The 24,583-nt window shown below is 69.3% G+C and carries 24 protein-coding genes; 8 read left to right on the top strand and 16 right to left on the bottom strand.

Features of this window, described 5'->3' with window-relative positions:
* Nucleotides 1–49: 49 nt before the first annotated feature.
* From LCL61_RS15760 to LCL61_RS15745, 4 genes are all read right to left on the bottom strand, one after another.
* A complete protein-coding gene (locus tag LCL61_RS15760; protein WP_340687509.1) occupies nucleotides 50–2,308 on the bottom strand; it encodes a bifunctional SulP family inorganic anion transporter/carbonic anhydrase in 2,259 nt (752 codons plus the stop codon).
* 239 nt (nucleotides 2,309–2,547) lie between these two features.
* Nucleotides 2,548–3,828, bottom strand: coding sequence for an adenosylmethionine--8-amino-7-oxononanoate transaminase (locus tag LCL61_RS15755; protein WP_340687508.1), 1,281 nt, complete (start codon nucleotides 3,826–3,828; stop codon nucleotides 2,548–2,550).
* A gap of 25 nt (nucleotides 3,829–3,853) precedes the next feature.
* Nucleotides 3,854–5,062 carry a cytochrome P450 gene (locus LCL61_RS15750; RefSeq protein WP_340687507.1) on the bottom strand — a complete coding sequence of 403 codons (1,209 nt, stop codon included), beginning with the start codon at nucleotides 5,060–5,062 and terminating at the stop codon, nucleotides 3,854–3,856.
* 25 nt (nucleotides 5,063–5,087) lie between these two features.
* On the bottom strand, nucleotides 5,088–5,441 hold the full coding sequence (locus tag LCL61_RS15745) for an SRPBCC domain-containing protein (protein ID WP_340687506.1): 354 nt from the start codon (nucleotides 5,439–5,441) through the stop codon (nucleotides 5,088–5,090).
* Between the two features lie 124 nt (nucleotides 5,442–5,565).
* Between LCL61_RS15745 and LCL61_RS15740 the strand changes: the two genes are divergently transcribed.
* Complete coding sequence (locus LCL61_RS15740) at nucleotides 5,566–6,189, top strand: uridine kinase (RefSeq protein WP_340687505.1); 624 nt, start codon at nucleotides 5,566–5,568, stop codon at nucleotides 6,187–6,189.
* Between the two features lie 4 nt (nucleotides 6,190–6,193).
* Here the strand turns inward: LCL61_RS15740 and LCL61_RS15735 are convergent, their stop codons facing one another.
* The 4 genes from LCL61_RS15735 to LCL61_RS15720 form a co-directional block, all read right to left on the bottom strand.
* Nucleotides 6,194–7,351, bottom strand: coding sequence for a glycosyltransferase family 4 protein (locus LCL61_RS15735; RefSeq protein WP_340687504.1), 1,158 nt, complete (start codon nucleotides 7,349–7,351; stop codon nucleotides 6,194–6,196).
* A gap of 77 nt (nucleotides 7,352–7,428) precedes the next feature.
* Nucleotides 7,429–8,481, bottom strand: coding sequence for a C40 family peptidase (locus LCL61_RS15730; protein WP_340687503.1), 1,053 nt, complete (start codon nucleotides 8,479–8,481; stop codon nucleotides 7,429–7,431).
* A gap of 445 nt (nucleotides 8,482–8,926) precedes the next feature.
* Nucleotides 8,927–9,169, bottom strand: coding sequence for a hypothetical protein (locus LCL61_RS15725; RefSeq protein ID WP_340687502.1), 243 nt, complete (start codon nucleotides 9,167–9,169; stop codon nucleotides 8,927–8,929).
* 161 nt (nucleotides 9,170–9,330) lie between these two features.
* Nucleotides 9,331–10,719 carry an NYN domain-containing protein gene (locus LCL61_RS15720; protein ID WP_340687501.1) on the bottom strand — a complete coding sequence of 463 codons (1,389 nt, stop codon included), beginning with the start codon at nucleotides 10,717–10,719 and terminating at the stop codon, nucleotides 9,331–9,333.
* An 85-nt stretch (nucleotides 10,720–10,804) separates the two neighbouring features.
* On the opposite strand from LCL61_RS15720, the gene LCL61_RS15715 reads away from it, so the two are divergent.
* Complete coding sequence (locus LCL61_RS15715) at nucleotides 10,805–12,523, top strand: DEDD exonuclease domain-containing protein (protein WP_340687500.1); 1,719 nt, start codon at nucleotides 10,805–10,807, stop codon at nucleotides 12,521–12,523.
* 205 nt (nucleotides 12,524–12,728) lie between these two features.
* On the top strand, nucleotides 12,729–13,013 hold the full coding sequence (locus LCL61_RS15710) for an Lrp/AsnC ligand binding domain-containing protein (protein ID WP_340687499.1): 285 nt from the start codon (nucleotides 12,729–12,731) through the stop codon (nucleotides 13,011–13,013).
* A gap of 194 nt (nucleotides 13,014–13,207) precedes the next feature.
* Here the strand turns inward: LCL61_RS15710 and LCL61_RS15705 are convergent, their stop codons facing one another.
* Genes LCL61_RS15705 through LCL61_RS15690 form a run of 4 tightly spaced genes read right to left on the bottom strand, consistent with a single transcriptional unit; the run spans nucleotide 13,208 to nucleotide 17,499 of the window.
* On the bottom strand, nucleotides 13,208–14,875 hold the full coding sequence (locus tag LCL61_RS15705; RefSeq protein ID WP_340687498.1) for a cytochrome bc complex cytochrome b subunit: 1,668 nt from the start codon (nucleotides 14,873–14,875) through the stop codon (nucleotides 13,208–13,210).
* The gene (locus LCL61_RS15700; RefSeq protein ID WP_340687497.1) at nucleotides 14,872–16,005 is read right to left on the bottom strand and encodes a ubiquinol-cytochrome c reductase iron-sulfur subunit; all 1,134 of its coding nucleotides are present in this window, start codon (nucleotides 16,003–16,005) and stop codon (nucleotides 14,872–14,874) included. The genes LCL61_RS15705 and LCL61_RS15700 overlap by 4 nt, the downstream gene beginning before the upstream one ends.
* Nucleotides 16,002–16,820: a c-type cytochrome gene (locus tag LCL61_RS15695; RefSeq protein ID WP_192741101.1), complete on the bottom strand. Its 819-nt coding sequence runs from the start codon at nucleotides 16,818–16,820 to the stop codon at nucleotides 16,002–16,004. Before LCL61_RS15695 ends, LCL61_RS15700 begins: the two co-directional genes overlap by 4 nt.
* Nucleotides 16,821–16,875: 55 nt before the next feature.
* Nucleotides 16,876–17,499, bottom strand: a complete 624-nt coding sequence (locus LCL61_RS15690) for a cytochrome c oxidase subunit 3 (RefSeq protein ID WP_091599208.1) — start codon at nucleotides 17,497–17,499, stop codon at nucleotides 16,876–16,878.
* A gap of 95 nt (nucleotides 17,500–17,594) precedes the next feature.
* Here LCL61_RS15690 and LCL61_RS15685 point away from each other — a divergent pair, with 95 nt between their 5' ends.
* From LCL61_RS15685 to trpD, 3 genes are all read left to right on the top strand, one after another.
* Entirely contained in the window at nucleotides 17,595–18,011 is a 417-nt protein-coding gene (locus tag LCL61_RS15685; RefSeq protein ID WP_340687496.1) for a hypothetical protein, read from the top strand.
* Between the two features lie 61 nt (nucleotides 18,012–18,072).
* Entirely contained in the window at nucleotides 18,073–18,483 is a 411-nt protein-coding gene (locus LCL61_RS15680) for a hypothetical protein (protein ID WP_016336048.1), read from the top strand.
* A 176-nt stretch (nucleotides 18,484–18,659) separates the two neighbouring features.
* Nucleotides 18,660–19,688 (top strand): anthranilate phosphoribosyltransferase, encoded by a 1,029-nt coding sequence (gene trpD / locus LCL61_RS15675; protein WP_340687495.1) that lies wholly within the window; start codon nucleotides 18,660–18,662, stop codon nucleotides 19,686–19,688.
* A 78-nt stretch (nucleotides 19,689–19,766) separates the two neighbouring features.
* Here the strand turns inward: trpD and LCL61_RS15670 are convergent, their stop codons facing one another.
* Entirely contained in the window at nucleotides 19,767–20,732 is a 966-nt protein-coding gene (locus LCL61_RS15670) for a helix-turn-helix domain-containing protein (protein ID WP_340687494.1), read from the bottom strand.
* Nucleotides 20,733–20,784: 52 nt separating this feature from the next.
* On the opposite strand from LCL61_RS15670, the gene LCL61_RS15665 reads away from it, so the two are divergent.
* Complete coding sequence (locus LCL61_RS15665) at nucleotides 20,785–21,174, top strand: cupin domain-containing protein (RefSeq protein ID WP_340687493.1); 390 nt, start codon at nucleotides 20,785–20,787, stop codon at nucleotides 21,172–21,174.
* Here the strand turns inward: LCL61_RS15665 and LCL61_RS15660 are convergent.
* On the bottom strand, nucleotides 21,171–22,133 hold the full coding sequence (locus LCL61_RS15660) for a GlxA family transcriptional regulator (RefSeq protein WP_340687492.1): 963 nt from the start codon (nucleotides 22,131–22,133) through the stop codon (nucleotides 21,171–21,173). The two genes, LCL61_RS15665 and LCL61_RS15660, sit on opposite strands and share 4 nt — an antisense overlap.
* An 82-nt stretch (nucleotides 22,134–22,215) precedes the next feature.
* Here LCL61_RS15660 and LCL61_RS15655 point away from each other — a divergent pair, with 82 nt between their 5' ends.
* A complete protein-coding gene (locus LCL61_RS15655) occupies nucleotides 22,216–23,091 on the top strand; it encodes a DMT family transporter (RefSeq protein ID WP_340687491.1) in 876 nt (291 codons plus the stop codon).
* A 64-nt stretch (nucleotides 23,092–23,155) separates the two neighbouring features.
* Here the strand turns inward: LCL61_RS15655 and LCL61_RS15650 are convergent, their stop codons facing one another.
* On the bottom strand, nucleotides 23,156–23,575 hold the full coding sequence (locus LCL61_RS15650) for a cytochrome c oxidase subunit 4 (RefSeq protein ID WP_034321396.1): 420 nt from the start codon (nucleotides 23,573–23,575) through the stop codon (nucleotides 23,156–23,158).
* A gap of 40 nt (nucleotides 23,576–23,615) precedes the next feature.
* Nucleotides 23,616–24,488 carry a cytochrome c oxidase subunit II gene (locus tag LCL61_RS15645; RefSeq protein WP_125689451.1) on the bottom strand — a complete coding sequence of 291 codons (873 nt, stop codon included), beginning with the start codon at nucleotides 24,486–24,488 and terminating at the stop codon, nucleotides 23,616–23,618.
* Nucleotides 24,489–24,583 lie beyond the last annotated feature (95 nt).

The raw sequence follows: 24,583 nt of genomic DNA, 5'->3' as shown, positions 1-24,583 counted from the left end.
CCCTCTCGCCTTCCCTCGGCTGAGCCGAGGGAAGGGGGCCTTCACGCGCTCAGGACTTCACTGGGCTCGCCGCCGAAGTGAACGACCGCAGCGCTTCGTCGAGCAGGTACACGTTCGCCTTCCCGACGTCGAAGTACATCCCCGTCAGCCGGAGTTCGCCACGCGCCAGCGCGGCCTCGACCACCGGGTACGAGCGCAGGTTTTCCAGTTGCTGCACCACGTTGTGCAAGGCGAGCAGATCCGCCTCGTGACCGGGACGGACGCCGTCGAGCAGCACCGGCCCATCGCTTTCCCTGCGCCGCATCGTCGCCTCGCCGTGACGCAGCCAGCCACCGAGGTGCGCGAGACCGGTGGGCGCGTCACCGAGCAGCGCCTTCATCGCCCCGCAGCCGGAATGCCCGCACACCACCACTTCCCGCACCCGCAACAGCCCGACGGCGTACTCGATCGCCGCCCCCACCGAGAAATCCGCTTCGGCGCCGGCGTGCGGGACGAGATTTCCGATGTTCCGCACGGTGAACAGGTCTCCCGGCCCGCTGGTGGTGATCAGGTTCGGCACGATCCGCGCGTCGCCACAGGTGACGAACAACGTGTGCGGCCGTTGCCCGTCCGCCAGTCCGTCCCACGTGCTCCGCAGCAGCGGCGCCGTCCGCCGCTGGAACTCCGAAGCGCCACGGCACAACGGAACGCTGCCGCCGCGCTGGCTCGGCAGTTCGAGATGTTCGGCCTGCCACTGCGACCACGGCGCGAGCCATCGCGGCACCACGCGGGAGGCGACGCCGCGGCGCACGGTCGGCACGCCCGCCTTCCCGCGCCCGAACCACGGATGCCCGATCTCGTCGACGATCACGGTTCCCCCGGCACGTTCGTACGCGCGCTGCCACCCGCGCAGGCAATCGAAAGCGGCGTGGTCGAGGTAGTCGACGAACAGTTCGAGCGTGACTTCCGAATCTTCGGGGACTTCGGCCAAGACGGTCGTAAGCCTTGGCACGGAAAGGAAAGTGAGCGCCCCTTCGATGACGACGCGGATCCGCGGGCCGTCCCGTTCGACGTGGATCCCGGAGAACAGCATCCGGCGCAGCATCAGCGCGAGCGCCACCACGATCCCCGCGGCGACACCGGTGAGCAGGTTGACCGCGACCGCGCCGAGCAGGGTCGCGAGGTAGACCGGCACGTCACCGTGGCGGCGGACCTCACGGAGGTTGGCGAGGTTGACCAGTTTGGCGCCGACGTAGACGAGGAGACCGGCGAGCGCGGCGAGCGGGATCAGCCGCAGCGCGCCCGCCAGGAACAGGCAGCAGCCGAGGATCCAGACGCTGTGCAGGATCGCCGACATCCGGGTACGGGCGCCCGCTTCGAAGTTGGTCATGGTGCGCACGACGACGCCGGTGACCGGGAATCCGCCGAGCGACCCGGCGGCGGCGTTCGCCAGGCCCTGTCCGATCAGTTCGCGGTTGAGGTCGGTGCGCGGCCCGTCGCGGAGTTTGTCGATGGCGACGGCGGAAAGCAGGCTCTCCAGGCTGGCGATGAGCGCGATGGAGAGGACGGCCGCGATGATCGCGGCCCAGGACCCGGACGGCGCCTCGGGAACGAAACCCAGCCCTGGCAAGCCGTTCGGAAGGTCGACGCGCGGCAGGTCCATCCCGGCCGCGACGGAAAGGCCGGTCGCCAGCGCGACGGCGGCGAGCGGGCCGGGGACGCGGCGCACCGAACGCGGCATCCGCGTCCAGGCCAGCAGAACACCGACGGTGACGACACCGATCAGCGCGGCCTGGTCGTGGTGCCCGACGATCCGGCCCGGCAGCGCGAGGACGTTCTCGATCGCGGAACTCCGCGGCGTGCCACCGAGCACGACGTGCAGCTGGCCGAGGACCAGGATCAGGCCGATCCCGGCGAGCAGGCCGTGCACGATGGCGGGTGAGATCACCAAGCTCGCCCGCGCGACGCGGCAGACGCCGAAGAGGATCTGGACCAGGCCCGCCCCGGCGGTGATCGCGCAGGTGGCGGCCCAGCCGAAGGTGGCGATGGTCTCGGCGATGACGATGGTCAGCGCGGCGGAGGGACCGCTGACTTGCAGAACGGAGGCGCCGAAGAGGCTCGCGACGATTCCGCCGACGACGGCGGAGATGAGTCCGGCGAGCAAGGGTGCGCCGGCGGCGTGTGCGACGCCGAGGGAAAGCGGGACTGCCACGAGGAAGACGACGACCGAAGCCGGGAGGTCGTGGCGGAGGTTTCTCAGGAGGGTCGATGCGGGATTGCGGCGGCCCGGAGGTCCGGTGTCGTGCTCGTCACCAACGATGTCGATCATGGGGGCAGGAAACCCGATCGGCGCGCAAAAGTCCGCTACGCAAAGGTTTCTCAGGTTTGCTTGTGCGCCGGGGAACTAGGACATATCACGCTTTCACGACAAAGTGCCCGAGTTGGACCTCGATCGGACTCGCCCGTTCGCTTGACCAAGATCAACTCGCGACCACGCTCTGTACCCAGCGTGGCCTCTTCGGTTTGCTGTGGCCGCAGTCACACTCTTTGGGTTGAATTTCGCCGTTTTTACGCTTTTTGTGCGGCGGAGACCATTGCGGAGGTGATGGCGGCGAGGTCGTCCGCCTCGGAGATGTAGGGCGGCATCGTGTAGATCAGGTTCCGGAACGGGCGCAGCCAGACCCCGTTCGCGGTGAGGATCTCGGTCGCCACCGCCATGTCCACGGGATGGTCCAGTTCCACCACGCCGATGGCGCCGAGTACTCGCACGTCGGCGACCGCGGGCAGCTCGCGAGCCGGTTCGAGCCCGGCCTTCAGCGCCGTCTCGATCCGCGGGACGTCGGACTTCCAGCCGCCTTCGGCCAGGATTCCGAGGGAGGCGTTGGCGACGGCCGAGGACAACGGGTTCGCCATGAACGTCGGGCCGTGCGCCAGCACCGGCAGCTCACCGCGCGAGATCCCGTCGGCGATCTCCGGCGTGCACAACGCCGCCGCCATCGTGAGGTAACCACCGGTCAGCGCCTTGCCGAGGCACAGGACGTCCGGCGTGACGCCGGCGTGCTCGGCGGCGAACATCGTGCCGGTGCGGCCGAAACCGGTGGCGATCTCGTCGAAGACGAGCAGGACGTCGTTGGCCTCGGTGATCTCGCGCAGCGCACGCAGGTACGCGGGCGGGTGGAACCGCATCCCGCCGGCGCCCTGCACGACCGGCTCGACGATGACCGCGGCCAGCTCGCCCGCATACCGCTCGATCTCGGTCGCGAGCAGTTCGAGGTACGCCGGATCCGGCTCGTCGGCGAAACCGCCGGGCGGTTGGGGCAGGAACAGCTGCTCCGGCAGGATCCCGCGCCACAGCGAGTGCATCCCGCCCTCGGGATCACAGACGCTCATCGGCGTGAACGTGTCGCCGTGGTAGCCGCCGCGCCAGGTCATCAGGCGCCGCTTTTCCTTGCGCCCCACCGACTGCCAGTACTGCAGGCACATCTTGACGGCGACCTCGACCGACACCGACCCCGAATCGCACAGGAAGACGTGCCGCAGCCCGTCCGGGGCGAGGTCGACCAGCGTCTTCGCCAGCATGATCGCCGGTTCGTGGGTGAGCCCGCCGAACATCACGTGGCTCATCCGGCCCGCCTGCTCGGCCAGCGCCGCGTCCAGCACCGGGTTCCGGTAGCCGTGGATCGCCGCCCACCAGGACGACATGCCGTCGACCAGCTCACGGCCGTCGTCGAGGGTGAGCCGGACACCGCTCGCCTCACGCACGAGCAGGGAATCGATCGTGCTCGGCATCGGCCCGTACGGGTGCCAGACGTGTTCCGCGTCGAGCGCGAGGAGTTCGGCGGCGTCCATCCGGCGACCCTACGACACCCTCTCCTCAGCGCAGGCGCACAGGGAGGGTTTCCAGCCCGTGGACGAGGGTGCTTTCCCGCCACCGCAAGGTTTCCGGCTCGGCGTCCAGGCTCAGCGCCGGGAACCTCTCCAGCAGCCCGCGCAACGCGATCTCGGCCTCCAGCCGGGCCAGTGGGGCGCCGACGCAGTAGTGGATGCCGTGCCCGAACGCGAGATGCCCGGCCGCCGACCGCGTGACGTCCAGCCGATGCGGGTCTTCGAACCGCCCGGCGTCACGGTTCGCGCCGAGCAGGGAGACGAGCACGAATTCGCCCGCCGGGATCTCGACGTCACCGACCGGGACGGGTTCACGGGTGAACCGGATGGTCGCCAGGTGGATCGCGCCGTCGTAGCGCAGGAACTCCTCGATCGCGCCGGGCAGCAGGGCGGGATCGGCACGGAGCGCGGCCAGCTGGTCCGGCTCGCGCAGCAGCGCGAAAACGCTGTTCGCGATCAGGTTGACCGTCGTCTCGAACCCCGCCACCAGCAACAGGAACGCCATGGCCGGCAATTCCTCCGCGGAGAGCGAATCGCCTTCGTCGCTGGCGTGGATCAGGCCCGAAAGCAGGTCGTCGGCGGGTTCGGCGCGCTTTTCCTCGATGAGGTCCACGAGATACGCGTGCATCTTCGCCGCCGCGGCTTGGAGTTCCTCCGGCGTCGACCAGGCGACCATCGTGTTCGACCACGTCGCGAACGCCGGCTGGTCGCCCGCGTGGACGCCGAGCAGTTCGCAGATCACCCGGATCGGCAGCGGAACCGCGAAAGCGGGCAGCAGGTCGGCACGCTCCGCGTCGCCGATGCCGTCCAGCAGTTCCGCGGTGATCTGCTCGATCCTGGGCCGCAGCCGGGACACCGTGCGCGAAGTGAAGGCCTGGTTGACCAGTTTGCGCAGCCGGGTGTGGTCCGGCGGGTCCGAGTTGAGCATGTGCCCGCCGAGCGCGCGTACGGCGTTGTCGGCCGCGGATTCGAAGCCGTCCCGCTCGAAGAGCCGCCGGATGGCCGCCGGATCCTTGCCGACGCGGGGATCCGAGAGGAGCGCGCGGGCCTCGGCGTATCCGGTGACGATCCAGACGTCCAGGCCGCGCGGCATCCGCACCTTGCGGGCCGGGCCTTCCGCTCGCAACAGCTCGGAGACCCGGTGTGGTTCCTGGACGAGATCCTCGGCCAGGTTCCGCACGCTTTCGGCTGCCCCCATCGGTACGTCTCCCCCGGCGCGCGGGTCAGCGTTCGGCCAGCGCGGCCACCACTCGCTCGGTCACTTCCGTCCAGTATGCCCGCTGTTCTTCGCGCTCGTCGGCGCCCGCGAGCCATTCCTGGTGGAAACGGAGCGTGGTCTTCTGGTCGGTGCCGCTCACCGTGATCTGCAGGGTCGAGTCGTGGTCCCAGTCCTTCGGCCGCCAGGTCAGCCGGAGCTTGTCGCCCTCGGAGCGACCGCGGATCTCGCCGGTCGTCCCGTTCGCCGTCTCGTACGCCGCGCCCAGCTCGGTGCCGAGCTCGGCGCCCGGGCCGAGCCAGATCCCCACGCCCTCGCGTCCGACCAGGAAGTCCCAGACCTGGGTGCTGGTGTACGGCACCGTCTGGGAAACGCCTACCTGCCAACCACTTCCGGCTGTTTTGGCCGTTGCTTTTGCCACCGGGCCATCATCCCATCGGGTGTACCGTGCGACAGTCACCGGTCCGGGTGGAGGATCTCTGTCTGTGCGCTACCGTCCGATTTCTCCCGCTCTGCTGGTCTCCGAACTGACCCAGCGCATCACGGCGATCACGGGCCGCCGCCGGATCGCGGTCGCGATCGACGGCGCGGCCGGTGCGACCAACACCACAGAACTCGCCGACGCCCTGGTCGATCCCCTGCGGATCGCCGGTCACGCGGCGTTGCGGATCTCGGCGAACGACTTCCTCAGACCGGCCTCGCTGCGCTTCGAACGCGGCAAGGAGGACCCGGATTCTCGCTACAGCGACTGGCTCGACCTCGGCGCCCTGCGTCGCGAGGTGCTGGACCCGCTCGCCGAAGACGGCAGCGGCCTGGTTCTCCCGTCGCTGTGGGACCCGGTCCGTGATCGCGCCACGCGTGCCGAACGCGTCGCACTGCCCGAGGGCGGCGTCGTCCTGCTGGACGGTGAGTTTCTCTTCGGCGCCGGGCTTTCTTTCGACCTGAGCGTGCACCTGTGGCTCTCGCCCGCAGCACTCAAGCGGCGGGTGCCCGAGGAATGGGCGCTCCCCGCCTACGAACGCTACGAACGGGAAGTCGACCCGTCAGCGTTGTCCGACGTGGTGATCCGCGTCGACGATCCGAAGCATCCGGCGCGCTACGAACCTTGACTCCTCAGCGCACCGCCGCGACAGGGTCGCCGTCGAGCAGCCCGGAAAGCCTGCCCGCCATGGTGTCCCAGCGCCAGTTCTCGCCGACCCATTCGCGGCCCGCGGCACCCATCCGCCGCGCCCGCACCGGATCCGCCAGCAACGCGGCCAGCGTCTCCCGCAGCTGCTGCCCGTCACGTCCGTCGACCACGTGCCCGGTGACCTCGTCGAGCACCGTTTCCGGCGCGCCACCGGAATTCCCTGCGACGACCGGCAGCCCGGTCGCCGAGGCCTCCAGGTACACGATGCCCAGGCCTTCGACGTCGAGCCCCTTCCCGCGCGTCCGCGCCGGCATCGCGAAGACGTCACCCGCGTTGTAGTGCGCGGGCAGCTCCTTCCACGGCACCGAGCCGGTGATGACGACGCTGTCTTCGACGCCCAGCGCCTCGACGAGCCCGGTGAGCGTCTTGCGGTACGGGCCGCCGCCGACGAGCAGCAGCGCCACGTCCGGGATCCGTTTGCGGAGTTCGGGCAGGATCTTGATCAGCATGTCCTGGCCCTTGCGCGGGACCAGCCGCGAAACGCACACGATCGTCGGACGGTCGCCGAGCCTGTGCCGCTCGCGGATCTCCTTGCCCGCAGCCGGATCCGGGCGGTAGAGCGCGGTGTCCACGCCGCACGGGAGCATCTCCAGGCCCGCCATCGGGCCGAAAGCGGCCGAAAACCGGGAACGCGTGTACTTGCTGACGTAGGTGATCACGTCGACGGTGTCGCCGATCCGCCGCAACGCCTGCCGGGAGCCCGGCAGCATCGACCAGCCGACCTCGTGGCCGTGCGTCGACGCCAGCACCCGGCGGGCGCCCGCCGACCGCAGCGGATGCCCCAGCAACGCCAGCGGCGCCGCGGCGCCGAACCAGACGGCCTCGCAGTCTCGGGCACGCATGATCTCCTTGGCCCGTTTGAGGACGTCCGGGGTCGGCAGCATCAGCGACGTCGGATGGCGCACCACCTCGAAGGGGGCGGCGGCGTCGAACTCGCCGTGCGAGCCGGTGCTCGATTCCCAGGACGGCGCGTAGACGACCAGGTCGTCCGCGGGCAGGCGAGTGGCCAGCGAGTTCAGGTAGTTCTGGATACCGCCTGGCCGGGGCGGGAAATCGTTGGTCACCAGCAGGGTCCTCAGCACCCCTGCAGGCTACTTGGCCCCTGGCACGCGAAAGGGGCGGCACCGCCTGTGCGGTACCGCCCCGTTTCGGTCGTTCGTCAGGCCGTCGGGCGACGAGCGCCGACGTAGTTGTTCTGCAGCGGCGACACCTTGACGACGTCACCGGTGGTCGGCGCGTGCACCATCATGCCGTTGCCGACGTACATGCCGACGTGCGAAACCGGCGAGTTGTAGAACACCAGGTCACCCGGCTGGAGCTGCGAACGCTGCACCGCGGCGCCGAAGGTCGACTGCTGGCGGCTGGACCGCGGCAGGGTGAGCCCCGCCTGCTTGTACGCCCAGAGCATCAGACCGGAGCAGTCGAAGGACGAGGGGCCGACGTCGCCCCAGCCGTACGGGCTGCCGAGCTTGCTCTTCGCGGCCGCGAGGGCGGTCGCCGCGGCGGGACCCGGAGCGGGCACGTTGGGGAACGCGCCACCCTTGTCCTTCTGGGCGTTGCGGTCCGAGGCGCTGAGGTTGTTGCCGGCCCGCTGGATCTCCGCGAGCTGGTCGTTCAGCGTCTTCTGGCGCGCCTCGATGTCCGTGGTCAGCTTGGCGGCCGTGTCACGGGCGGCGGTGGCCGCGTTCTGCGCGTCCGCCGCCTGCTTGGCCGCGGCCGCGGCCTGGGCGACGGCACCGCTCAGGTTGTTCAGGGCGGTGTTCTTGTTCGCGGCGAGGACCTCGAGCGCCGAGGAGCGCTCCAGGAAGTCCTGGGTCGAGGCGCCCGACAGCAGCGACGACAGCTTGTTCAGCTGCACACCGCTGGTGAAGGAGGCACCGGCGAACTTGTTCACCTCGGCCTGGAACGTCTTCTCGTCACCGGCCGCCTTGACACCGAGTTCCTTGGCGGCGGCTGCGTCGGCGGTCGCCTTGTCGAGCTCGCTCTGCTTCGCGGCGAGGTCGTCCTTCGCCTTGAGGAGGTCTTCGTTCGCCTTCTCCGCCTGTGCCGCGAGGTCGCGGTACTTGGCGAGCGCGTCCGAGCCGGACGGGGGTTGTTGGAGGGCGGGGCCTGGGGCGGCAGTGGCGGGGGGCTGGACGACGGTCACCGCGGTGATCACCGCGGCCGCGGCCAAAGCTCCTGACACCACGCGCTTCACTGGATGCGACTGCACGGTCGCGCGTGTCTCCTTTGCTGTCGGCCACCGACTCGAAACCCGGGACGAAGAGGTCGGGGGCCCTCTTCCGCGAAGCCGCGACGCCGGCCGTGAGGCCCGCGCGGTTCCCCGCGTTCCCGCCTTGCGCCTGGCCGAGAGCTATCGCAACAGGTTTGGCGCACGGCTGGTTCTGATGCAACTCCCCGACAAAGCTGCCTCGGTGGCGATCCCGTGTCGTCGTCTGGCGACGACTTCCGGCCACGAGATCTCGGACAGGTTACGAAACCGCGGGCACGACGTCCACCATGGCGGGCGCAAAAACTCTCCGTGATGCGCCGAAACACCTTCGGACCAGCATGAGCGGAAAGATGTGACGGGCGTTACATCCTGGGACCTGTCGTGACTACCTACCGTTCACCCGACCGGATCGACCACTCGTCGAATGTCCCGGTAGTGGCGTGTCTCAGGCCGACTTCCGGCGCTCCTGCTCCACGATCGCGACCATCCGGAGGCGCGGGATCATCCCCGCCTCCGCGAGCGCGTCGACCGCTTTCCGTTCGTCGGCGTCCCATTCGAGCGCCGGTGGCGCGCCGAGGAGGACGCTGACGACACAGTCATGACACGCGTCACCGCGGACCGCGCACCGGTCGCAATCGATGACGAGCGTCTCTATGTCCGCTATGTCGGCGATGGCCTTGTCGTGCATCTCGGACTCCTCACTTTCAGTGGTGAGGTGCACATTAAGAGCGACCACCGACAGTTTCGGGCCTCGTGAGCGGTGAGGACGGTTCTAACCGTCCTCACCACTCACGAGACGCGCCCCAACGCCCACTCGACGCACGACCACTCAAGTAGCGATTCACACCTCTAGACCCGGCTGAGCCGCGACACCAGCACCGCGGAAGGCACCGGGTGCGCGCCCTTGCGCCGCACCGAGTCCGCCACCGCCCGGTCCGTGCTCGCGACCACCATCGGCCGCCCGGGCGGCTCCGCCGCGACCAGGGACCGGATGACGTCGTCCGCGAGCACACCGCGTTCGGAGAACAGCACCCGCACCCCGCGCGGCACCGCCGCGGGCACGGAGAGCACACCGGCGCCGTCGAACACCACGGTGACCTCGGCCGAAGTCCGCGCGGCGAGCGCGGAGAGCTGGTGGATCAGCCGGTCGCGCTGGTCGGACAGCGCCAGCTCCGGATATCCGGTCTTCGTGACGTTGTAGCCGTCGACGATCAGGTGCACGTTGGGCAGCGCGAGATGCCGGTCGAGCCCGGTGACGTCCTGGATCTTGCCGCCGGCCCCGAGACCCGACGTCGCGCCGCGGACCATGTCCGCCGGCCGCTGCCCCCGCGCGCTCACCGAAAGTTCCCGGCGCAGCCCGCCGACGGCGCCTTCGATCGTGTCCAGCAGCAACCCGAGTCTGACCTCGTCGGCCTGACGCGCCTCGCGGGCGGACTGACGGGCGATCTCGGCGTCCGTGACGGCCTTCTCCGCCCGCGCCCGCTCCGCCGCGACACGCTGCCTCTCACGGTCCAGCTGGGCCTTCAGCGCCTTGATCTCCTCAGCGCTCTCGGCGCCTCCGCTCTCCAGCCGAGCGTGAGCCTCGGCGACGGCGTCCTTCGCCTGGCGCAGCTGGACACCTTGTTCCCGCAGACGCTTCAGCAGTTTCTCGACCTCGGCGTCGCGTTCTCCCCTCGCGCCACTCGCGCTCTCCTTGGCCTCGCGCAACTCTTCGCGCAGCTGGGCCAGTTCGGCCTCCAGCCGCTGGTTGCGGGCCAGGGCGGAGTCGCGTTCGGCGCGCAACGCCGTCTCCTCGGCGTTCTTCGCCACCAGCCGGACCCGTCCGGCCGCGCCTGCCTCGCCGAGGAGCACGGCGGCAGCAGCGGCGGCGACGGAATCGGGGGCGTTCGGGTCGAGGGCGTCCTTGCGGTGGTCGCGCAGCCATTCGGTGACCGCGACCCGGAACTGCGACGACTCCCCCAACGCGGCGAGCAAAGCCGTCCCGCCGAGTTTCGCGCGTTTCGCCGGGGCGAACTTCGCGACCGGGCGCAGCTGCCTCGGCACGTCGGCCACCGGCAGCTTGCCGACGGCGGCGGCCGCCAGTTCGGCGATCCGCTCGCGTACGGTCTCCGGCAAGGACGTCCAGCCTTCGGCGGGCACCTCTTCGGACGGCTCCTGCGCGCCCGCGGACGCCACGACACCCGAGGGACCGCCGGTGGCGTCCTCGGACGATTCGGGCACTGCGGGCTGCGGTTGCATCGCTCCAGCGTAGGCCCCATACCCTCGGGGCGCGCTCGATGGGACACCCCGGGATTGTCGGTGCCCGCCCCTACTGTGCCCGACCATGGACACCGGACGGCGGCCCGGCGCGGCGCAACTCGCCTTCGACGAGCTGGGAACTCCCTTGCGGGACATCACTTTCGTCGTATTCGACCTGGAGACCACGGGAACGAAACCCGGTCCGGACGGGATCACCGAGATCGGGGCGGTCAAGATCCGCGCCGGCGAGGTCGTCGGCGAATTCGCCACCTTCGTCAATCCGGGGATGCCGATCCCGCCGCAGATCGTCGAGCTCACCGGCATCACCGGCGCGATGGTCTACGACGCTCCCCGCATCGAGCGTGTGCTGCCCGCGTTCCTCGAGTTCATCTCCGGTGCCGTGCTCGTCGCGCACAACGCCGCCTTCGACACCGGCTTCATGCGCGCGGCCTGCGAAGGCCACGGCTACCACTGGCCGAAGACGGCCGTCGTCTGCACGGTCCGGCTCGCCCGCCGGGTCATCTCCCGCGACGAGACGCCCAGCTACCGGCTTTCCGCGCTGGCCGCGTTGTTCGGCGCGCGCACGACGCCCAATCACCGCGCGCTCGCGGACGCGCGCGCCACCGTCGACGTCCTGCACGCCCTGCTGGAACGGGTGGGCAACCTCGGCGTCCACACTCTCGAGGAACTGCTGGACTACCTGCCCGAGGTGACCGCCGCTCAGCGCCGCAAACGCTCGCTGGCCGAGCATCTGCCGTCGAGGCCCGGCGTCTACCTGTTCCGCGGCCCGAGCGACGAGGTCCTCTACGTCGGGACGTCGTCCGATCTGCGCCGCCGGGTCCGGCAGTACTTCACCGGTTCGGAGAGCCGCGGCCGGATCCGGGAGATGGTCGCGCTGGCCGAACGGGTCGACGCGGTGGAATGCGCGCACGCGCTGGAGGCCGCCGTCCGGGAGCTGCGGCTGATCGCCGCCCACCGCCCGATGTACAACCGCCGTTCCAAGAACCCACGGCACGCGTGGTGGGTCGCGCTGACCGAGGAGGCGTTCCCCCGCCTTTCGGTGGTCCGCATGCCGCGAGACGGGATGCTGGGGCCCTTTCGCACCCAGACCGACGCCCGGACCGCCGCGGACACCCTCGCCGGTGCCTCGGGCCTGCGGACGTGCACCCAGCGCATCTCGGCCGCCGCTCCGAACGGGACGCCTTGTGTCCTCGCCGAGCTCGGGCGCTGCGGAGCGCCGTGCGCCGGGAAACAGACGGTCGAGGCGTACCGGCCGAGTGTGCTGGCGGTGTCCGGGCTCATCGCCGGGACGGACGGACGTCCGCTGCGGGCCGCCGCCGATCACCTGGCCCGGCTGTCCGCGGCGGAACACTACGAACAGGCCGCCCAGCATCGCGATCACCTGGCCGGGCTGATCCGCGCGGTCGGCCGCGCGCACCGGCAGTCGGCGCTGGCGGGCATCCCGGAGCTGATCGCCGCCGGGCCGGACGGGAACGGCGGCTGGGAACTGGCGGTGATCCGGCACGGCAGGCTCGCGTCGGCGGGTGTCGCGCGGCGCGGGGTGCCGCCGATGCCGGTCGTCGAGATGCTCGTGGCCTCGGCGGAGACGGTGATCCCGGGACCCGGCCCGCTCTTCGGCGCGATCCCCGAGGAGATCGGCCTCCTCCTGCGCTGGCTGACCCGCCCTGGTGTCCGGCTCGTGCGCACGACGCATCCGTGGGCGGAGCCCGCCGCCGCGGGCGGCTGGCAGGAGTGGCTCGACCTGGCGGCGAGCGCGACGGCACTGGAACGGGTGGCGGGCTAGGATCTTCCTTCGGCGGGACCGATGCGGTCTCCCCAAGGGCGCTCCGCGCCCGACGGAGACTTCACCTCGCGCGCCTCTTTCGGGCCGAAGGCCCACGGAAACGCGATGAAGGGGCGCACCGCCTGGTCAAGCTGGCCGGCCTGCTGACTGCGCTCCTTCGGCGCGTTTCCGTCAGCGCGCGACAACGAACACAGGAGGCGCTGTAGTGATCACCGCGATCGTGCTGGTCCAGGTCGAGGCCGATGCCATCCCCGAGGCGGCACAGGCGATCGCGGACATCGAGGGCGTCCGCGAGGTCTACTCCTGCGCGGGCGACGTCGACCTGATCGCTTCGGTCCGCGTCGCGGCCCACGAAGACCTCGCGGATCTGATCCCGGCGAAGATCGGCAAGGTCCCCGGCGTGCTGAACACGGTCACGCATATCGCGTTCCGCTCGTACTCGAAGGCCGACAGCGAGTCCGCGTTCGACATCGGCGTCGAAGGCGCCTGAGCTTCCCCCGAAACGCGTGAAGGCCCCCTTCCCTCGGTTGAAGGGTCCGGAAGGACCACTCGCGGTTGAGGATGTAGGACACGATCGTCNCGCACCGAGGTCGCGATGGCGGAGATCGACCGGCTCAAGGCCTCGGCGGATCCTTCCCTCGGTTGAAGCCGAGGGAAGGGGGCCTTCACGCGTGTCTCCCGGGTCTAGTGCCCGGAGGTGATCTCCTTGCGCTCCGCGGACGGCTCGCCACCGATGTCGTCGACCTTGCCGTTGCCGTGCCCGTTGGACCGGGCGCGCTCCAGCGCGATCGTCTCCTCGACCGGGTCCGGGGACCAGGTCGAACCGGCGACGGCATGTCCGGCCGAGCCGAGCTTGTTCATCTTCTTCGGCACCGACGCGCCCTGGTACTCGAGCGGGATCGGGTGGCCGTGGTCGTCCACCGGGCCGAGCGGCTGGTGGATCTCGATGAACTCACCGTGCGGCAGGCGCTTGATGATGCCGGTCTCGACACCGTGCTCCAGCACCTCGCGGTCGGCCCGCTGGAGACCGAGGCAGATCCGGTAGGTGATGTAGTACGCGATCGGCGGCAGCAGCAGGACACCGATCCGGCCCGCCCACGTCGTCGCGTTCAGCGAGATGTCGAAGGCGAACGCGATGATGTCGTTGAAGCCCGAGAGCATGATGACCGCGAAGAACGTCAGGGCCATGATGCCCAGCGAGGTCCGCACCGGGACGTCGCGCGGACGCTGCAGCAGGTTGTGGTGCGCGGTGTCCTTGGACAGCTTTCGCTCGATCCAGGGGTACATCACTAGCAACCCGATCAGCAGCGGCATCCCGACCGCGCCGGGGAAGAACACCGCCGGGACCGTGTAGTTCCCGAGGTAGAGCTCCCACGCGGGCCAGATCCGCAGCATGCCGTCGGCCCAGGCCATGTACCAGTCCGGCTGCGAACCCGCCGAGACCTGCGCCGCGTTGTACGGGCCGATGTTCCAGATCGGGTTGATCTGGAAGAGGCCCGACATCAGCGCGATGATGCCGGTGACCAGCGCGAAGAACGCACCGCCCTTGAGCGCGAAGACCGGCATGATGCGGACGCCGACGACGTTGGTCTCCTTGCGGCGCACGCCCGGGAACTGCGTGTGCTTCTGGTACCAGACGAGCGCGAGGTGCGCGGCCACCAGGCCGAGCATGATGCCCGGCAGCAGCAGGATGTGGATCGTGTACAGGCGCGGGATGATCTCGTTGCCGGGGAACTCCCCGCCGAACAGCGCCCAGTGGATCCACGTGCCCATGACCGGCACGGAGAGCACGATGCCCGAGAGGGTCGCGCGGATACCGGTACCGGAGAGCAGGTCGTCCGGGAGCGAGTAGCCGAAGAAGCCCTCGAACATGCCCAGGACCAGCAGCAGCGCGCCGATGACCCAGTTCGCCTCACGCGGGCGCCGGAACGCGCCGGTGAAGAAGATCCGGAACATGTGCACCATCATCGAGGCCACGAAGATCAGCGCGGCCCAGTGGTGCAGCTGGCGGACGAACAGACCGCCGCGGACGTCGAACGAGATGTCCAGCGTGGTCGCGAAGGCCCGCGACATCTCGACGCCCTGCAGGCCGGTGTAGCTGCCGTTGTAGACGACCTCCTCCATGGAGGGGTCGAAGAACAGCGTGAGATAGACACCCGACAGCAACAGGATGATGAAGCTGTAGAGCGCGATCTCGCCGAGCAGGAACGACCAGTGCGTCGGGAACACCTTGTTGAGCTGGTGCCGCATGCCCTTGGCCAGGTGATACCGGTCGTCGGCCCACTTCGCACCAGCGCCCGCGGCCTTCTCGACCGGGTTCGTCCCCTTCGTCGGGGTGGTGAGTGAACTCATGACTTACGCTCCCAAAAGGCCGGTCCGACGGCCTCGTTGAAGTCTCCGCGCGCGATCAGGTAGCCCTCAGAGTCCACTGTAATCGGAAGCTGGGCCAAGGGCCGGGTCGCCGGCCCGAAAATCGGCTTGGCGTAGTGGAGCGCGTCGAACTGGGACTGATGACAGGGGCAGAGGATGCGGTTGGTCCGCTGCTCGTACAGGGAGGTCGGGCAGCCCACGTGGCTGCAGATCTTCGTGTACGCGTAGTAGTCGCCGAAGTTGTAGTCCTCCTGGCCCTGACGCTTGACGACCTTGGCGGCGTCGGTCGGGCGGAGACGGATCAGCATGACCGGGTTGTCGACGCGTTTGAAGGCGGCCGACAGCGCGTGCTCGTCGTCCTTCTCGGACTCGCGGTACGGGAACACCGTCTCCATCGCGCCCGCGTCGAGGTCCTCGGCCTTGACCAGGGAGATCTCGTGCGGACGACCGGTGTTGCGGCGCAGGTAGACCTTCTCTTCCGGGAAGTTCTTCTTCCAGCCCGAGTGCCACAGCGAGTCGCGGTTCTCGGTGTCCTTCCACGGGTCCTTGATGAAGGACGCGACCGGCAGCGCCGCGACGGCGAGGCCGAGCACACCGGCACCGGCGCCCGCGGACCGCTTGATCATCGAGCGGCGCGCGATGGTGCTGCGGCTGCCCGAGTCGGCGAGCTGGGCGATGATGGTGGCCTTGTCGACCTCCTTGGAACCGCCGTCCCCGCGCTCCTGGACCGAGACCTCGGCCGGGATGAACTTCTTGGTGTAGAGGATCACACCGATACCGAGGCTGAGCACGGCCAGCCCGAGGGTGATCCCGAGCAGCGGCGTGTACAGCGTGTACTGGGTGTAGCCGTGCGTGCCCGGCTCCTTGTACTCGAACCAGTGCGGCCACGCGATGAGGACCACGAACGCGAGGCCGGACAGCGCGGCCAGCACGAACCAGAGGGCGACGGCGCGCTCGGCGCGCTTCTCCGCCTTCGTCCCCTCGACCGGCCAGGGCGTCGGGTATTCGACGATCTCAACCCCGTCGAGCGCGGTACCCAGCTTGACCAGCTGGTCGCGATCCATGTCCGCCAACTCCGCCTCTGTCGGCGGCTTCGGCCCTTCGGCGCTCATGCCTTCGATCCAATCCACAACGTCACGCCGATCAGCGCGGCGATCCCGACGATCCACGCGATCGCGCCCTCCGAGGCCGGGCCAAGACCGCCGAGCGAGTTACCGCCGGGTGAGTTGTTCCCGTTGCTCACGGACTTCACGAACGCGATGATGTCCTTCTTCTCCTCCGGCGACAGCTGCCGGTCGGAGAACTTGGGCATGTTCTGCGGCCCGGTGAGCATCGCGGTGTAGATCTGCTCTTCCGTGGCCGGGTCCAGGTTCGGGGCGAACTTGCCCGAGGAGAGCGCGCCGCCGCGGCCGGTGAAGCCGTGGCAGGAGGCGCAGTTGAGACGGAAGAGCTCGCTGCCGCGCGCGACGTCCTCGCCGCGCAGCGCGTCACCCTTCTCGGCGGGACGCTGCGCGCCACCGCCGTTGGCCTGGATGTAGGCACCCAGCGCGTTGATCTCGGCCTCGGTCAGCTTCGGCGGCTTCCGCTGCGCCTGGGCTTCCTGCCGCACCGCGGGCATGCGGCCGGTGGAGGTCTGGAAGTACACGGCCGCGTCGCCGATGCCGATGAGGCTCGGGCCACGGTCGGTGACACCTTCGAGCTTCGGCCCGTGACATTCGATACACGTGTTGTTGTAGAGCTTCTCGCCCTCACGCAGGAGGGCGGACTCGCCCTGCGCCTGCGCGGTCTGCGGCTCCGGGGCGAAAACGGCGTACAACCCGCCCACGCTCAGCAGCGCGATCCCGAGCGCCAGCGCGCCGGCGAACCGCCTGCGAGCCTTCGACCGCTTGCGGAAGCGGCGCTCCGTGTTGTTCTTGCTGGAGGTCATCTTGCGGCAACCCTTGCTGTCAGTTCAGGCCGATAGGTCGTGGTGGCGGCTTCGTTCACGGAAGGATGTAGATCACCGCGAACAGGCCCACCCACACGATGTCGACGAAGTGCCAGTAGTACGACACGACGATCGCCGAGGTGGCCTGAGCCGGGGTGAACTTGCTCAGCTTGGTGCGGATGAGCAAGTACACGAACGCGATGAGCCCGCCGATGACGTGCAGGCCGTGGAACCCGGTCGCGAGGTAGAAGACCGTGCCGTACGCGCCGGACGGGATCGTCAGCCCCTCGTGGATCAGGTTCAGGTACTCGTAAGCCTGGCCACCCACGAAGATCGCGCCCATGATCAACGTGATGATGTACCAGCGGCGGAGGCCGAACACGTCACCCTTTTCGGCGGCGAACACGCCGAACTGGCAGGTGAACGACGACGCCACGAGGATCACGGTGAACGGGATCGCCAGCGCGATGTTCAGGTGGAAGGGCTCACCGTGCAGCGGCGGCGGCCATTGGCCGGACGCGTTCTGCGCCTTCACGGTGAAGAACATGGCGAACAGTCCGGCGAAGAACATCAGTTCGCTGGACAGCCACACGATGGTGCCGACACTGACCATGTTCGGCCGGTTCAGCGAGTGGACCCGCTGGCTGATGGTGGGAGCTGCCGTTGTCACGCGTCGCATTATGTCCTCTCACGCACGGGGCCCGCCGGGTGGGTCCACGGCAAGTCGCGTGCGTGTCGGGTCACATCTGAACGAAAGTGGGAACAGGGCTACTCATGGGTTTACTAGATCGGCTTCGTGACCTGGTCAAGAAGCCGAAGCTCCCAGGCCTGACGGTCGACACGCCCGGCGTGGAGATCGTCGTGGAGGCCTTCGATCCCGCCGAGGCGGATTCTTCGGCGTTGGCGAGATCACCCGCTTGGGTCGCCGAAGCGCCCGCGATCCTGCGCCATCACTTGAAACTGCCGCCCGAAAAGGTGGAAGAGGCGGCCTCGATCCTCGCCCAGGACGGCTGGGAGCTGCGAGAACAGGGTCCCGACGGGGATTTCGCCCTCGCGCACGCGGTGCGGGTCCAGACCCTCGACGCGCTGCACTGCGCGCAGGAACGGTCACGGATGGCGGGCCTCGCGCAGCGGCTCGGCGGCGATTCGCTGGGCTGGGACGCGCTCCAGCCGTCGGGTGCGTCCACGTGATGTCGGTCATGGCGGATAACATCGCGGGGTCGACATGACTAGACGAGGCGGAGGCGCGCTCATGGGCGAGCAGGCGATGCGGATCCTGGTGTTCAGCCACAAGGCGGAGGTGCGCGAGGCGATCATCAACGCCGTCGGCCGCAGGCCCGCCGCCGACCTCGGCCGGGTGGACTACACCGAGGCGTCCGGCATCTCCGAGGTCCTCGTCGAGATGGACGCGGGCAACGTGGACCTGGCCATCCTCGACGGCGAGGCGCAGCCGACCGGGGGCATCGGGCTGACCCGTCAGCTGAAGAACGAGATCGAGGACTGCCCGCCGATCGTGGTCTCGGTCCGGCGCAAGGACGACCGCTGGCTCGCGACCTGGTCGCAGGCCGACGCGGTGCTGGTCCACCCGCTCGACCCGCTGACCGCCGCCGAAACCGTCGCCGACGTGCTGCGCGCCCGGCGGGTGCCGGCCGTGCACGGCTGAGCCGATGAGCGCGGCCGTCAAGTGGTTGCCATCGGAAGTCCTTCGGGGGTATTCGGCGGATCCAGGTTTCCACTGGGCGTGCGGCCGCGAGGTCCTCGTACCGGAGCTGTACTCGGATCTCGCGGCCCGTGCGTCCAGTGGGAAGCTGGGCCGTCGAGACCCCCGGAGGATTTCCGATGGTGACCACTAAGACCTGGCCGTCCCTGCTCAACCAGCTCATCGCGCGCGCGGACCTGTCCGAGGAGGACACCGCGTGGGCGATGGACCAGATCATGAGCGGGGCGGCGACGCCCTCCCAGATCGCCGGGTTCGCCGTCGCGCTGCGCGCCAAGGGTGAGACACCGGCGGAGATCTCCGGCATGGCCGACGCCATGCTGGCGCACGCCAGGCGGGTGACGATCGACGGGCCGTCGGTGGACATCGTCGGCACCGGGGGCGACCGGTCCAACTCGGTCAACATCTCCACCATGGCCACGGTGGTGACGGCCGCGGCAGGCGCCCCGGTGGCCAAGCACGGCAACCGGAGCGCGTCATCGAAGTCCGGCGCTGCCGACGTGCTGGAGGAGCTGGGCGTCACCATCGACCTGCCGCCCGAGACGGTCCAGCGCAGCGTGAACGAACTGGGCATCGGCTTCTGCTTCGCGCCGAAGTTCCACCCCGCCCTGCGTCACGCCGGCCCGACCCGCGGCGAACTCGGCGTGCCGACGACGTTCAACCTGCTCGGCCCGCTGACCAACCCGGCGCAGCCGCGCAGTTCGCTGATCGGCTGCGCCTACGAGGACAAGACCCGCGTGCTGGCCGAGGTGTTCGCGCGGCGCGGCATGACCGTGCTGCTCGTGCGCGGCGACGACGGGCTGGACGAGATCACGACCACGACCACGAGTTCGGTGTGGGTGGTCTCCGGCGGCGAGATCACCGAGCGCAGCTTCGATCCCGCGTCGCTGGACATCCCCCGGGTGACCGCGGAGGACCTGCGTGGCGGCGACGCGGCGCACAACGCCGAGGTGTTCCGTCAGGTGATGGCCGGGAAGACCGGGCCGGTACGGGACGCGGTACTGCTCAACTCGGCGGCCGCGCTGGCGGCTTTCACCGGGTTCTCGGGATCGCTGGAAGACGACCTGGCCGCCGGGCTCGCGCGGGCGGCCTCGGCCATCGACTCGGGTGCGGCGGCCGACCTGCTAAACCGGTGGATCGCCTTCGCCTAGTACTCACGACGTGCAATAAAAGGCCCCTTCATCGCAAATTTTGCGATGAAGGGGCCTTTCATTGCACGGGGCGAGCGGCTACGAAGCGGTGCTGAACCGCGCCCGGTAAGCCGTAGGCGTCAGTCCCGTAGCCCGCCGAAGCTGCGTACGCAGGTTCGCGGCGGTACCGAACCCCGATGCCCGCGCCACCCTGTCCAGCCGTTGTTCCCCGCGCTCGATCAGCCGGCACGCCAGCGCGATCCGTTCCGTGGTGAGCCACGCGAGCGGCGTCGTCCCCAGTTCGGCGCGGAACCGCCGGTGCAGCGTCGCCTGGCTGGCCGCCGCCCGCGAGGCGAGGTCGGCGACGGTGAGCGGGCGATCCAGCCGTTCACGCGCCCAGGCGAGCACCGGTGCCAGCGAGGTGTCCGGCACCGGCGGCAGCGGACGCTCGACGAACTGCCGCTGGCCGCCGTCGCGATGTCCGGCGAACACCAGCCGCCTGCTCACCGCGTTGGCGATCTCGGCGCCGTGGTCACGGCTGATCAGGTGCAGCCCCAGATCGAGCGCGGCCGCGCTGCCCGCCGCGGTCAGGACGTCGCCGTCGTCGACGAAGAGGACGTCCGGCTCCAGCAGTACTTCGGGATACAGCTCGCGGAACAGTCCCGCCCATTTCCAGTGCGTCGTCGCGCGCCGTCCGTCCAGGACACCCGCCTGCGCGAGGGTGAAGGCGCCGGTGCAGAAGCTCACCAGCCGGGCACCGCGCTCGGCCGCGGCGCGGATGGCCGCCACCACCTCTTCCCTGGCCGGGGTCTCCGGATCGGGCCGGTTGGGCACGATCACCGTGTCCGCGGCCTCGACGGCTTCGAGCCCGGCGACCCCGGTGAGCGTGAACATGCCCAGGTGCATGCGCACGGACGGCTCGGCTGCGCACAGGGTGAAGCCGTACCACGGCCTGTCCAGTTCCGGCCGCCGCAGACCGAACAGCTCGGTCGCGACGCCCATTTCGAAGGGATTGGACCCTTCGTCGACCAGGACGGCGACCTCGCGCGAGGAATCATGCGACATATGCGATTCCTAGCACTCACTCCTCCGGCGGTCCAGTGACGAGGATCGGGACATGAGCAAGCAACCGATCGATCTGGGCACCGCGCTGGCCGGCTTCGACGAGATCTGGAGCCCGCGCATCGTCGCCCACGTCAACGACTACGACGTCCGCCTCGCCAAGGTCGCGGGCGAGCACATCTGGCACGTCCACGAGAACACCGACGAGTTCTTCCTCGTTCTCGACGGCACCTTGGACATCGCGTTGCGCGAGGAAGACGGCGAACGCGTCGTCACACTGCCGCGCGGTTCGGTGTTCGTCGTCCCGCGCGGCACCTTCCACAAACCGTCCTCAGTGGACGGTGCGTCGCTCCTGCTGTTCGAACCGACCGGCACGCTCTCCGTCGGCGATCAGCACGACGAGGTCCCCGACCACGTCCAAGTGACAGTTGGACAGGAAATCTAGCCGGCGGAAAACGTCCTGCGGTACGCGCTCGGGCTGGTCCCCCGCAGCTTGCCGAACTGATGCCGCAGCGCGGCGGCGGAGGCGTATCCACAGGCGACCGCTATGTCCTCAATGGACAGACGGCCTTCTTCGAGCAGGGACTGCGCGCGGTCGAGGCGGCGTTCGGTGAGCCACCGGTGCGGCGTCGTCCCGGTGGCCGCCGAGAACCGGCGCAGGAACGTGCGCTCCCCCAATCCGCTGCGCCGGGCGAGTTCCGCGACAGTGAACGGCCGGTCCAAGCGCCGCTCAATCCATTCGAGCGCTTCGGCGAGCACGGTGTCGTCCGGCGCGGCGGTCTCGGGCACCGGCGCCTGCACGAACTGCGCCTGCCCGCCGGCCCGGTGCGGCGCCGCGACCATCCGCCTGGCCAGCGTGGTGGCCGCGGCGACGCCGCGCAGTTCCCGCACCAGATGCAGGCAGAGGTCGACGGCGGCGACGGTTCCCGCGCTGGTGAGGACGCCGCCGTCGTCGACGTACAACGCCTTCGGATCGACCTTCGCCGTCGGGAAGCGCGACCGGAACTCCTGCTCGTACACCCAGTGCACGGTGCAGTTGCGCCCGTCGAGCAGCCCCGCGTACCCGAGCGAGAAGACACCCGCGCAGAAGCCCGCGACCCAGGCACCCCGGCTCGCCGCGTCACGCAGGGCTTCGAGCACCGGCTCCGGCGGGCTCGCGCTGCGCGGCGCGCAGGTCGGGACGATCAGCAGGTCCGCCGACGCCGCGAAGTCCAGGCTCTCCAGGCCATCGAGCCCGAAGCCGGACCAGCTCAGGACGTTCGCGCCGCCGGGTGAGCAGACCGCGAAGTCCCAGCCCTCGATGCCGTCGGCGCTGCGATCGGTGCCGAAGACCTCGCACGCGACGCCGAGTTCGAACGGCGAGACCTGGTCGGCGAGCACGACCGCGACCTTCTTCACATCCATCGAGGCAGTGTGTCACAAGTTTTGCGGTCGATGTCATCTCTGACACTGGTTGAACGCGGACACGAGGGCGAAAGTGGTCGCCATGAACAAGAACAACCCCGTGTTGCAGTGGACGGCCGCGATGGCGCTGTCGGGCACGATCGGTGCCGTCGTCCTCGAAAGCGGTGCCGACGCCCCCGCCGTGGCGTTCGCGAGGAGCCTCGTCGGCGGTTTGCTGCTCATGGCGTGGAGCGCGGCTCGTGGCTGGCTCCGCCCGTGGACCCTCAGCCGCCGTGACCTCCTGCTCGCCGTGCTCGGCGGCCTGTTCCTGGTCGGGAACTGGGTGCTGCTGTTCGCCTCGTACTCGCTGTCGTCGATCGGGGTCAGCACCGTCGTCTACCACACGCAGCCGCTGATGCTGGTCGGTCTCGCGGCGGCGTTCCTCGGCGAGAAGATGGCGAAGAGCCAGCTGATCCGGGCGCTGATCGCGTTCGGCGGGGTGACGCTCATCTCGCTGTCCGCGCACGGCGCCGACGGGAAACCCGTGCGCCTGGAGGGGATCGCGCTCGCCCTCGGCGCGGCCGCGCTGTACGCCGGCGCTTCCTTCGTCGCGAAGCAGCTCAAGCACGTCCGCCCGCACGTCCTGGCGGCCGTCCAGCTGGTGACCGGCACGATCGTGCTCGCACCCGCCCTGCTGGTCACGCCGCTGCCCACGGACACCTCAGGCCTGCTGTGGCTGGTCCTGCTCGGGACCGTGCACACCGCGCTGATGTACGTCCTGATGTACGCGAGCATCGGGAAGCTGCCGACCACGACGGTGGCGTTGCTGTCCTACGTCTATCCGGTGGTCGCGGTGGTCGTCGACGTGCTCGCCTACGGCCACCGGCCGACCTGGCCGGAAGGCCTGGGGATGCTGGCCGTCCTGGCGGCCGCACTGGCGCCGAGGCGCACGCCGGCACGTCAACCCGCCCGCGTTTAGTCCTCTGAATGCGAAAAACGGCGCCCGGTCCGAAGACCGAGGCGCCGCTTTCGGCGTCAGAACGTCACTCGTGGTTCGGGCCGGTGTGGTACTCGAACACCAGCCCGCCGATGGCGACGATGACCAGGCCCAGCGCGATGATCAGCAGCCAGATGTGGAAGAACGCGAGCGCGACACCGGTCAGCGCGGCGGCCGCCGCGAGACCGACCGGCCAGTAGCTGCCAGGGCTGAAGAAGCCCAGCTCACCGGCGCCGTCGCTGATCTCGGCGTCTTCCCGGTCCTCCGGGCGCGGCTCGATGCGCCGCGCCACGAACTGCAGGTAGCTCCCGGCCAGGAAGGCCAGGCCACCGGTCAGGATCAGGGCCACCACACCGACCGGCTCGACGCCGTCCCGGGTCATCGTTCCGGTCATGTACGCGTAGATACCCGCCACGACGACGGAGAAGACCGCGACGAGGAAGAAAATCCGTCCTTCGACCTTCATGGACGTTGCCTCACTCCTGTTTCGGGCTCGAACAGCCGGGTCAGTTGGACGCGACCCGCGCGGTGCGGTCGGTGTTGAACGGGGTGGTGGTGACGGCGTAGGGCGAGCACAGTTCGCCGCAGTTCATCGCCGTCAGCGCCTCGGAGGCCGTGTTCGGCTTGCCGCTCTTCGGGTTCACCGTGCCGCGGAGCTGGATGTACTGCGCGTACTTGTCCGGCGAGAGCGCCCTGACCTCGAAGTTCATCCCCGAGTGGTAGGTGCCGCACAGTTCGGCGCAGCGGCCGACGAACGAACCTTCCTTGTCGATCGAGTTCTGGAAGGTGAAGTCCTGGTTGTTCTTCTCCGGGTCCGGCATGACGTCCCGCTTGAAGTGGAACTCCGGCACCCAGAACGAGTGGATGACGTCGGCCGACCGCAGGTTGTACTGGATCGTCTTGTTCGTCGGCAGGACCAGCAGCGGGATCTCGGTCGAGCTGCCGACCGTGGTGATCTCGGGGTCGGCCTGGTTCTTGGAGTCGCTCTTGTACTTGAACTCCCAGTTCCACTGGAACGCGACGATGTCGACCGTGACGTCCGGATCGTCCGTCTCGGCGAGCACGCGGTTCTCGGTGGTCGCGGTGAAGAAGAACAGCACGCAGACCATGATCGTCGGGACGACGACCGTGAAGATCTCCAGCGGGATGTTGTACTGGAACTGACGGGGCAGTTCCTCTTCCGCGCCGTCGGCGGTCTTCTTCTTGCGGTGGAAGATCGCGGTCCAGAAGATCAGCGCCCAGACGATGACACCGACGGCCAGCGCGGCGATGACGGTCCACGTCCACAGGGTGCGCATGTCGTGCGCCTGCGGGGTCACCCCGACCGGCCAGCCGAAGCGGAGGATCTCGTCCCCGGAACAGCCCGTCGCCGTCAGCATCACCAGCGCGGCGAGCGCTGCGACGCGACCAGCCCGCTTAACTGGGATGCGCTCTGGATTTCCCACTGCGCCTTGCCCTTTCACCCAGAGCCTCC

Origin of the sequence: Amycolatopsis coloradensis, from assembly GCF_037997115.1 — a bacterium.
In the GTDB taxonomy this organism is placed as follows: domain Bacteria; phylum Actinomycetota; class Actinomycetes; order Mycobacteriales; family Pseudonocardiaceae; genus Amycolatopsis; species Amycolatopsis coloradensis_A.
The sequence above is the reverse complement of the archived record's forward strand: the minus strand, read 5'-3'. Positions and strand labels throughout refer to the sequence as shown.

Coding starts and splice junctions, on each gene's coding strand:
- LCL61_RS15760 (WP_340687509.1), bottom strand. CDS start 2,308: ATGATCGACATCGTTGGTGACGAGCACGACACCGGACCTCCGGGCCGC.
- LCL61_RS15755 (WP_340687508.1), bottom strand. CDS start 3,828: ATGGACGCCGCCGAACTCCTCGCGCTCGACGCGGAACACGTCTGGCAC.
- LCL61_RS15750 (WP_340687507.1), bottom strand. CDS start 5,062: ATGGGGGCAGCCGAAAGCGTGCGGAACCTGGCCGAGGATCTCGTCCAG.
- LCL61_RS15725 (WP_340687502.1), bottom strand. CDS start 9,169: ATGCACGACAAGGCCATCGCCGACATAGCGGACATAGAGACGCTCGTC.
- LCL61_RS15720 (WP_340687501.1), bottom strand. CDS start 10,719: ATGCAACCGCAGCCCGCAGTGCCCGAATCGTCCGAGGACGCCACCGGC.
- LCL61_RS15715 (WP_340687500.1), top strand. CDS start 10,805: ATGGACACCGGACGGCGGCCCGGCGCGGCGCAACTCGCCTTCGACGAG.
- LCL61_RS15705 (WP_340687498.1), bottom strand. CDS start 14,875: ATGAGTTCACTCACCACCCCGACGAAGGGGACGAACCCGGTCGAGAAG.
- LCL61_RS15700 (WP_340687497.1), bottom strand. CDS start 16,005: ATGAGCGCCGAAGGGCCGAAGCCGCCGACAGAGGCGGAGTTGGCGGAC.
- LCL61_RS15695 (WP_192741101.1), bottom strand. CDS start 16,820: ATGACCTCCAGCAAGAACAACACGGAGCGCCGCTTCCGCAAGCGGTCG.
- LCL61_RS15690 (WP_091599208.1), bottom strand. CDS start 17,499: ATGCGACGCGTGACAACGGCAGCTCCCACCATCAGCCAGCGGGTCCAC.
- LCL61_RS15685 (WP_340687496.1), top strand. CDS start 17,595: ATGGGTTTACTAGATCGGCTTCGTGACCTGGTCAAGAAGCCGAAGCTC.
- LCL61_RS15680 (WP_016336048.1), top strand. CDS start 18,073: ATGGGCGAGCAGGCGATGCGGATCCTGGTGTTCAGCCACAAGGCGGAG.
- trpD (WP_340687495.1), top strand. CDS start 18,660: ATGGTGACCACTAAGACCTGGCCGTCCCTGCTCAACCAGCTCATCGCG.
- LCL61_RS15670 (WP_340687494.1), bottom strand. CDS start 20,732: ATGTCGCATGATTCCTCGCGCGAGGTCGCCGTCCTGGTCGACGAAGGG.
- LCL61_RS15665 (WP_340687493.1), top strand. CDS start 20,785: ATGAGCAAGCAACCGATCGATCTGGGCACCGCGCTGGCCGGCTTCGAC.
- LCL61_RS15660 (WP_340687492.1), bottom strand. CDS start 22,133: ATGGATGTGAAGAAGGTCGCGGTCGTGCTCGCCGACCAGGTCTCGCCG.
- LCL61_RS15655 (WP_340687491.1), top strand. CDS start 22,216: ATGAACAAGAACAACCCCGTGTTGCAGTGGACGGCCGCGATGGCGCTG.
- LCL61_RS15650 (WP_034321396.1), bottom strand. CDS start 23,575: ATGAAGGTCGAAGGACGGATTTTCTTCCTCGTCGCGGTCTTCTCCGTC.
- LCL61_RS15645 (WP_125689451.1), bottom strand. CDS start 24,488: ATGCTGACGGCGACGGGCTGTTCCGGGGACGAGATCCTCCGCTTCGGC.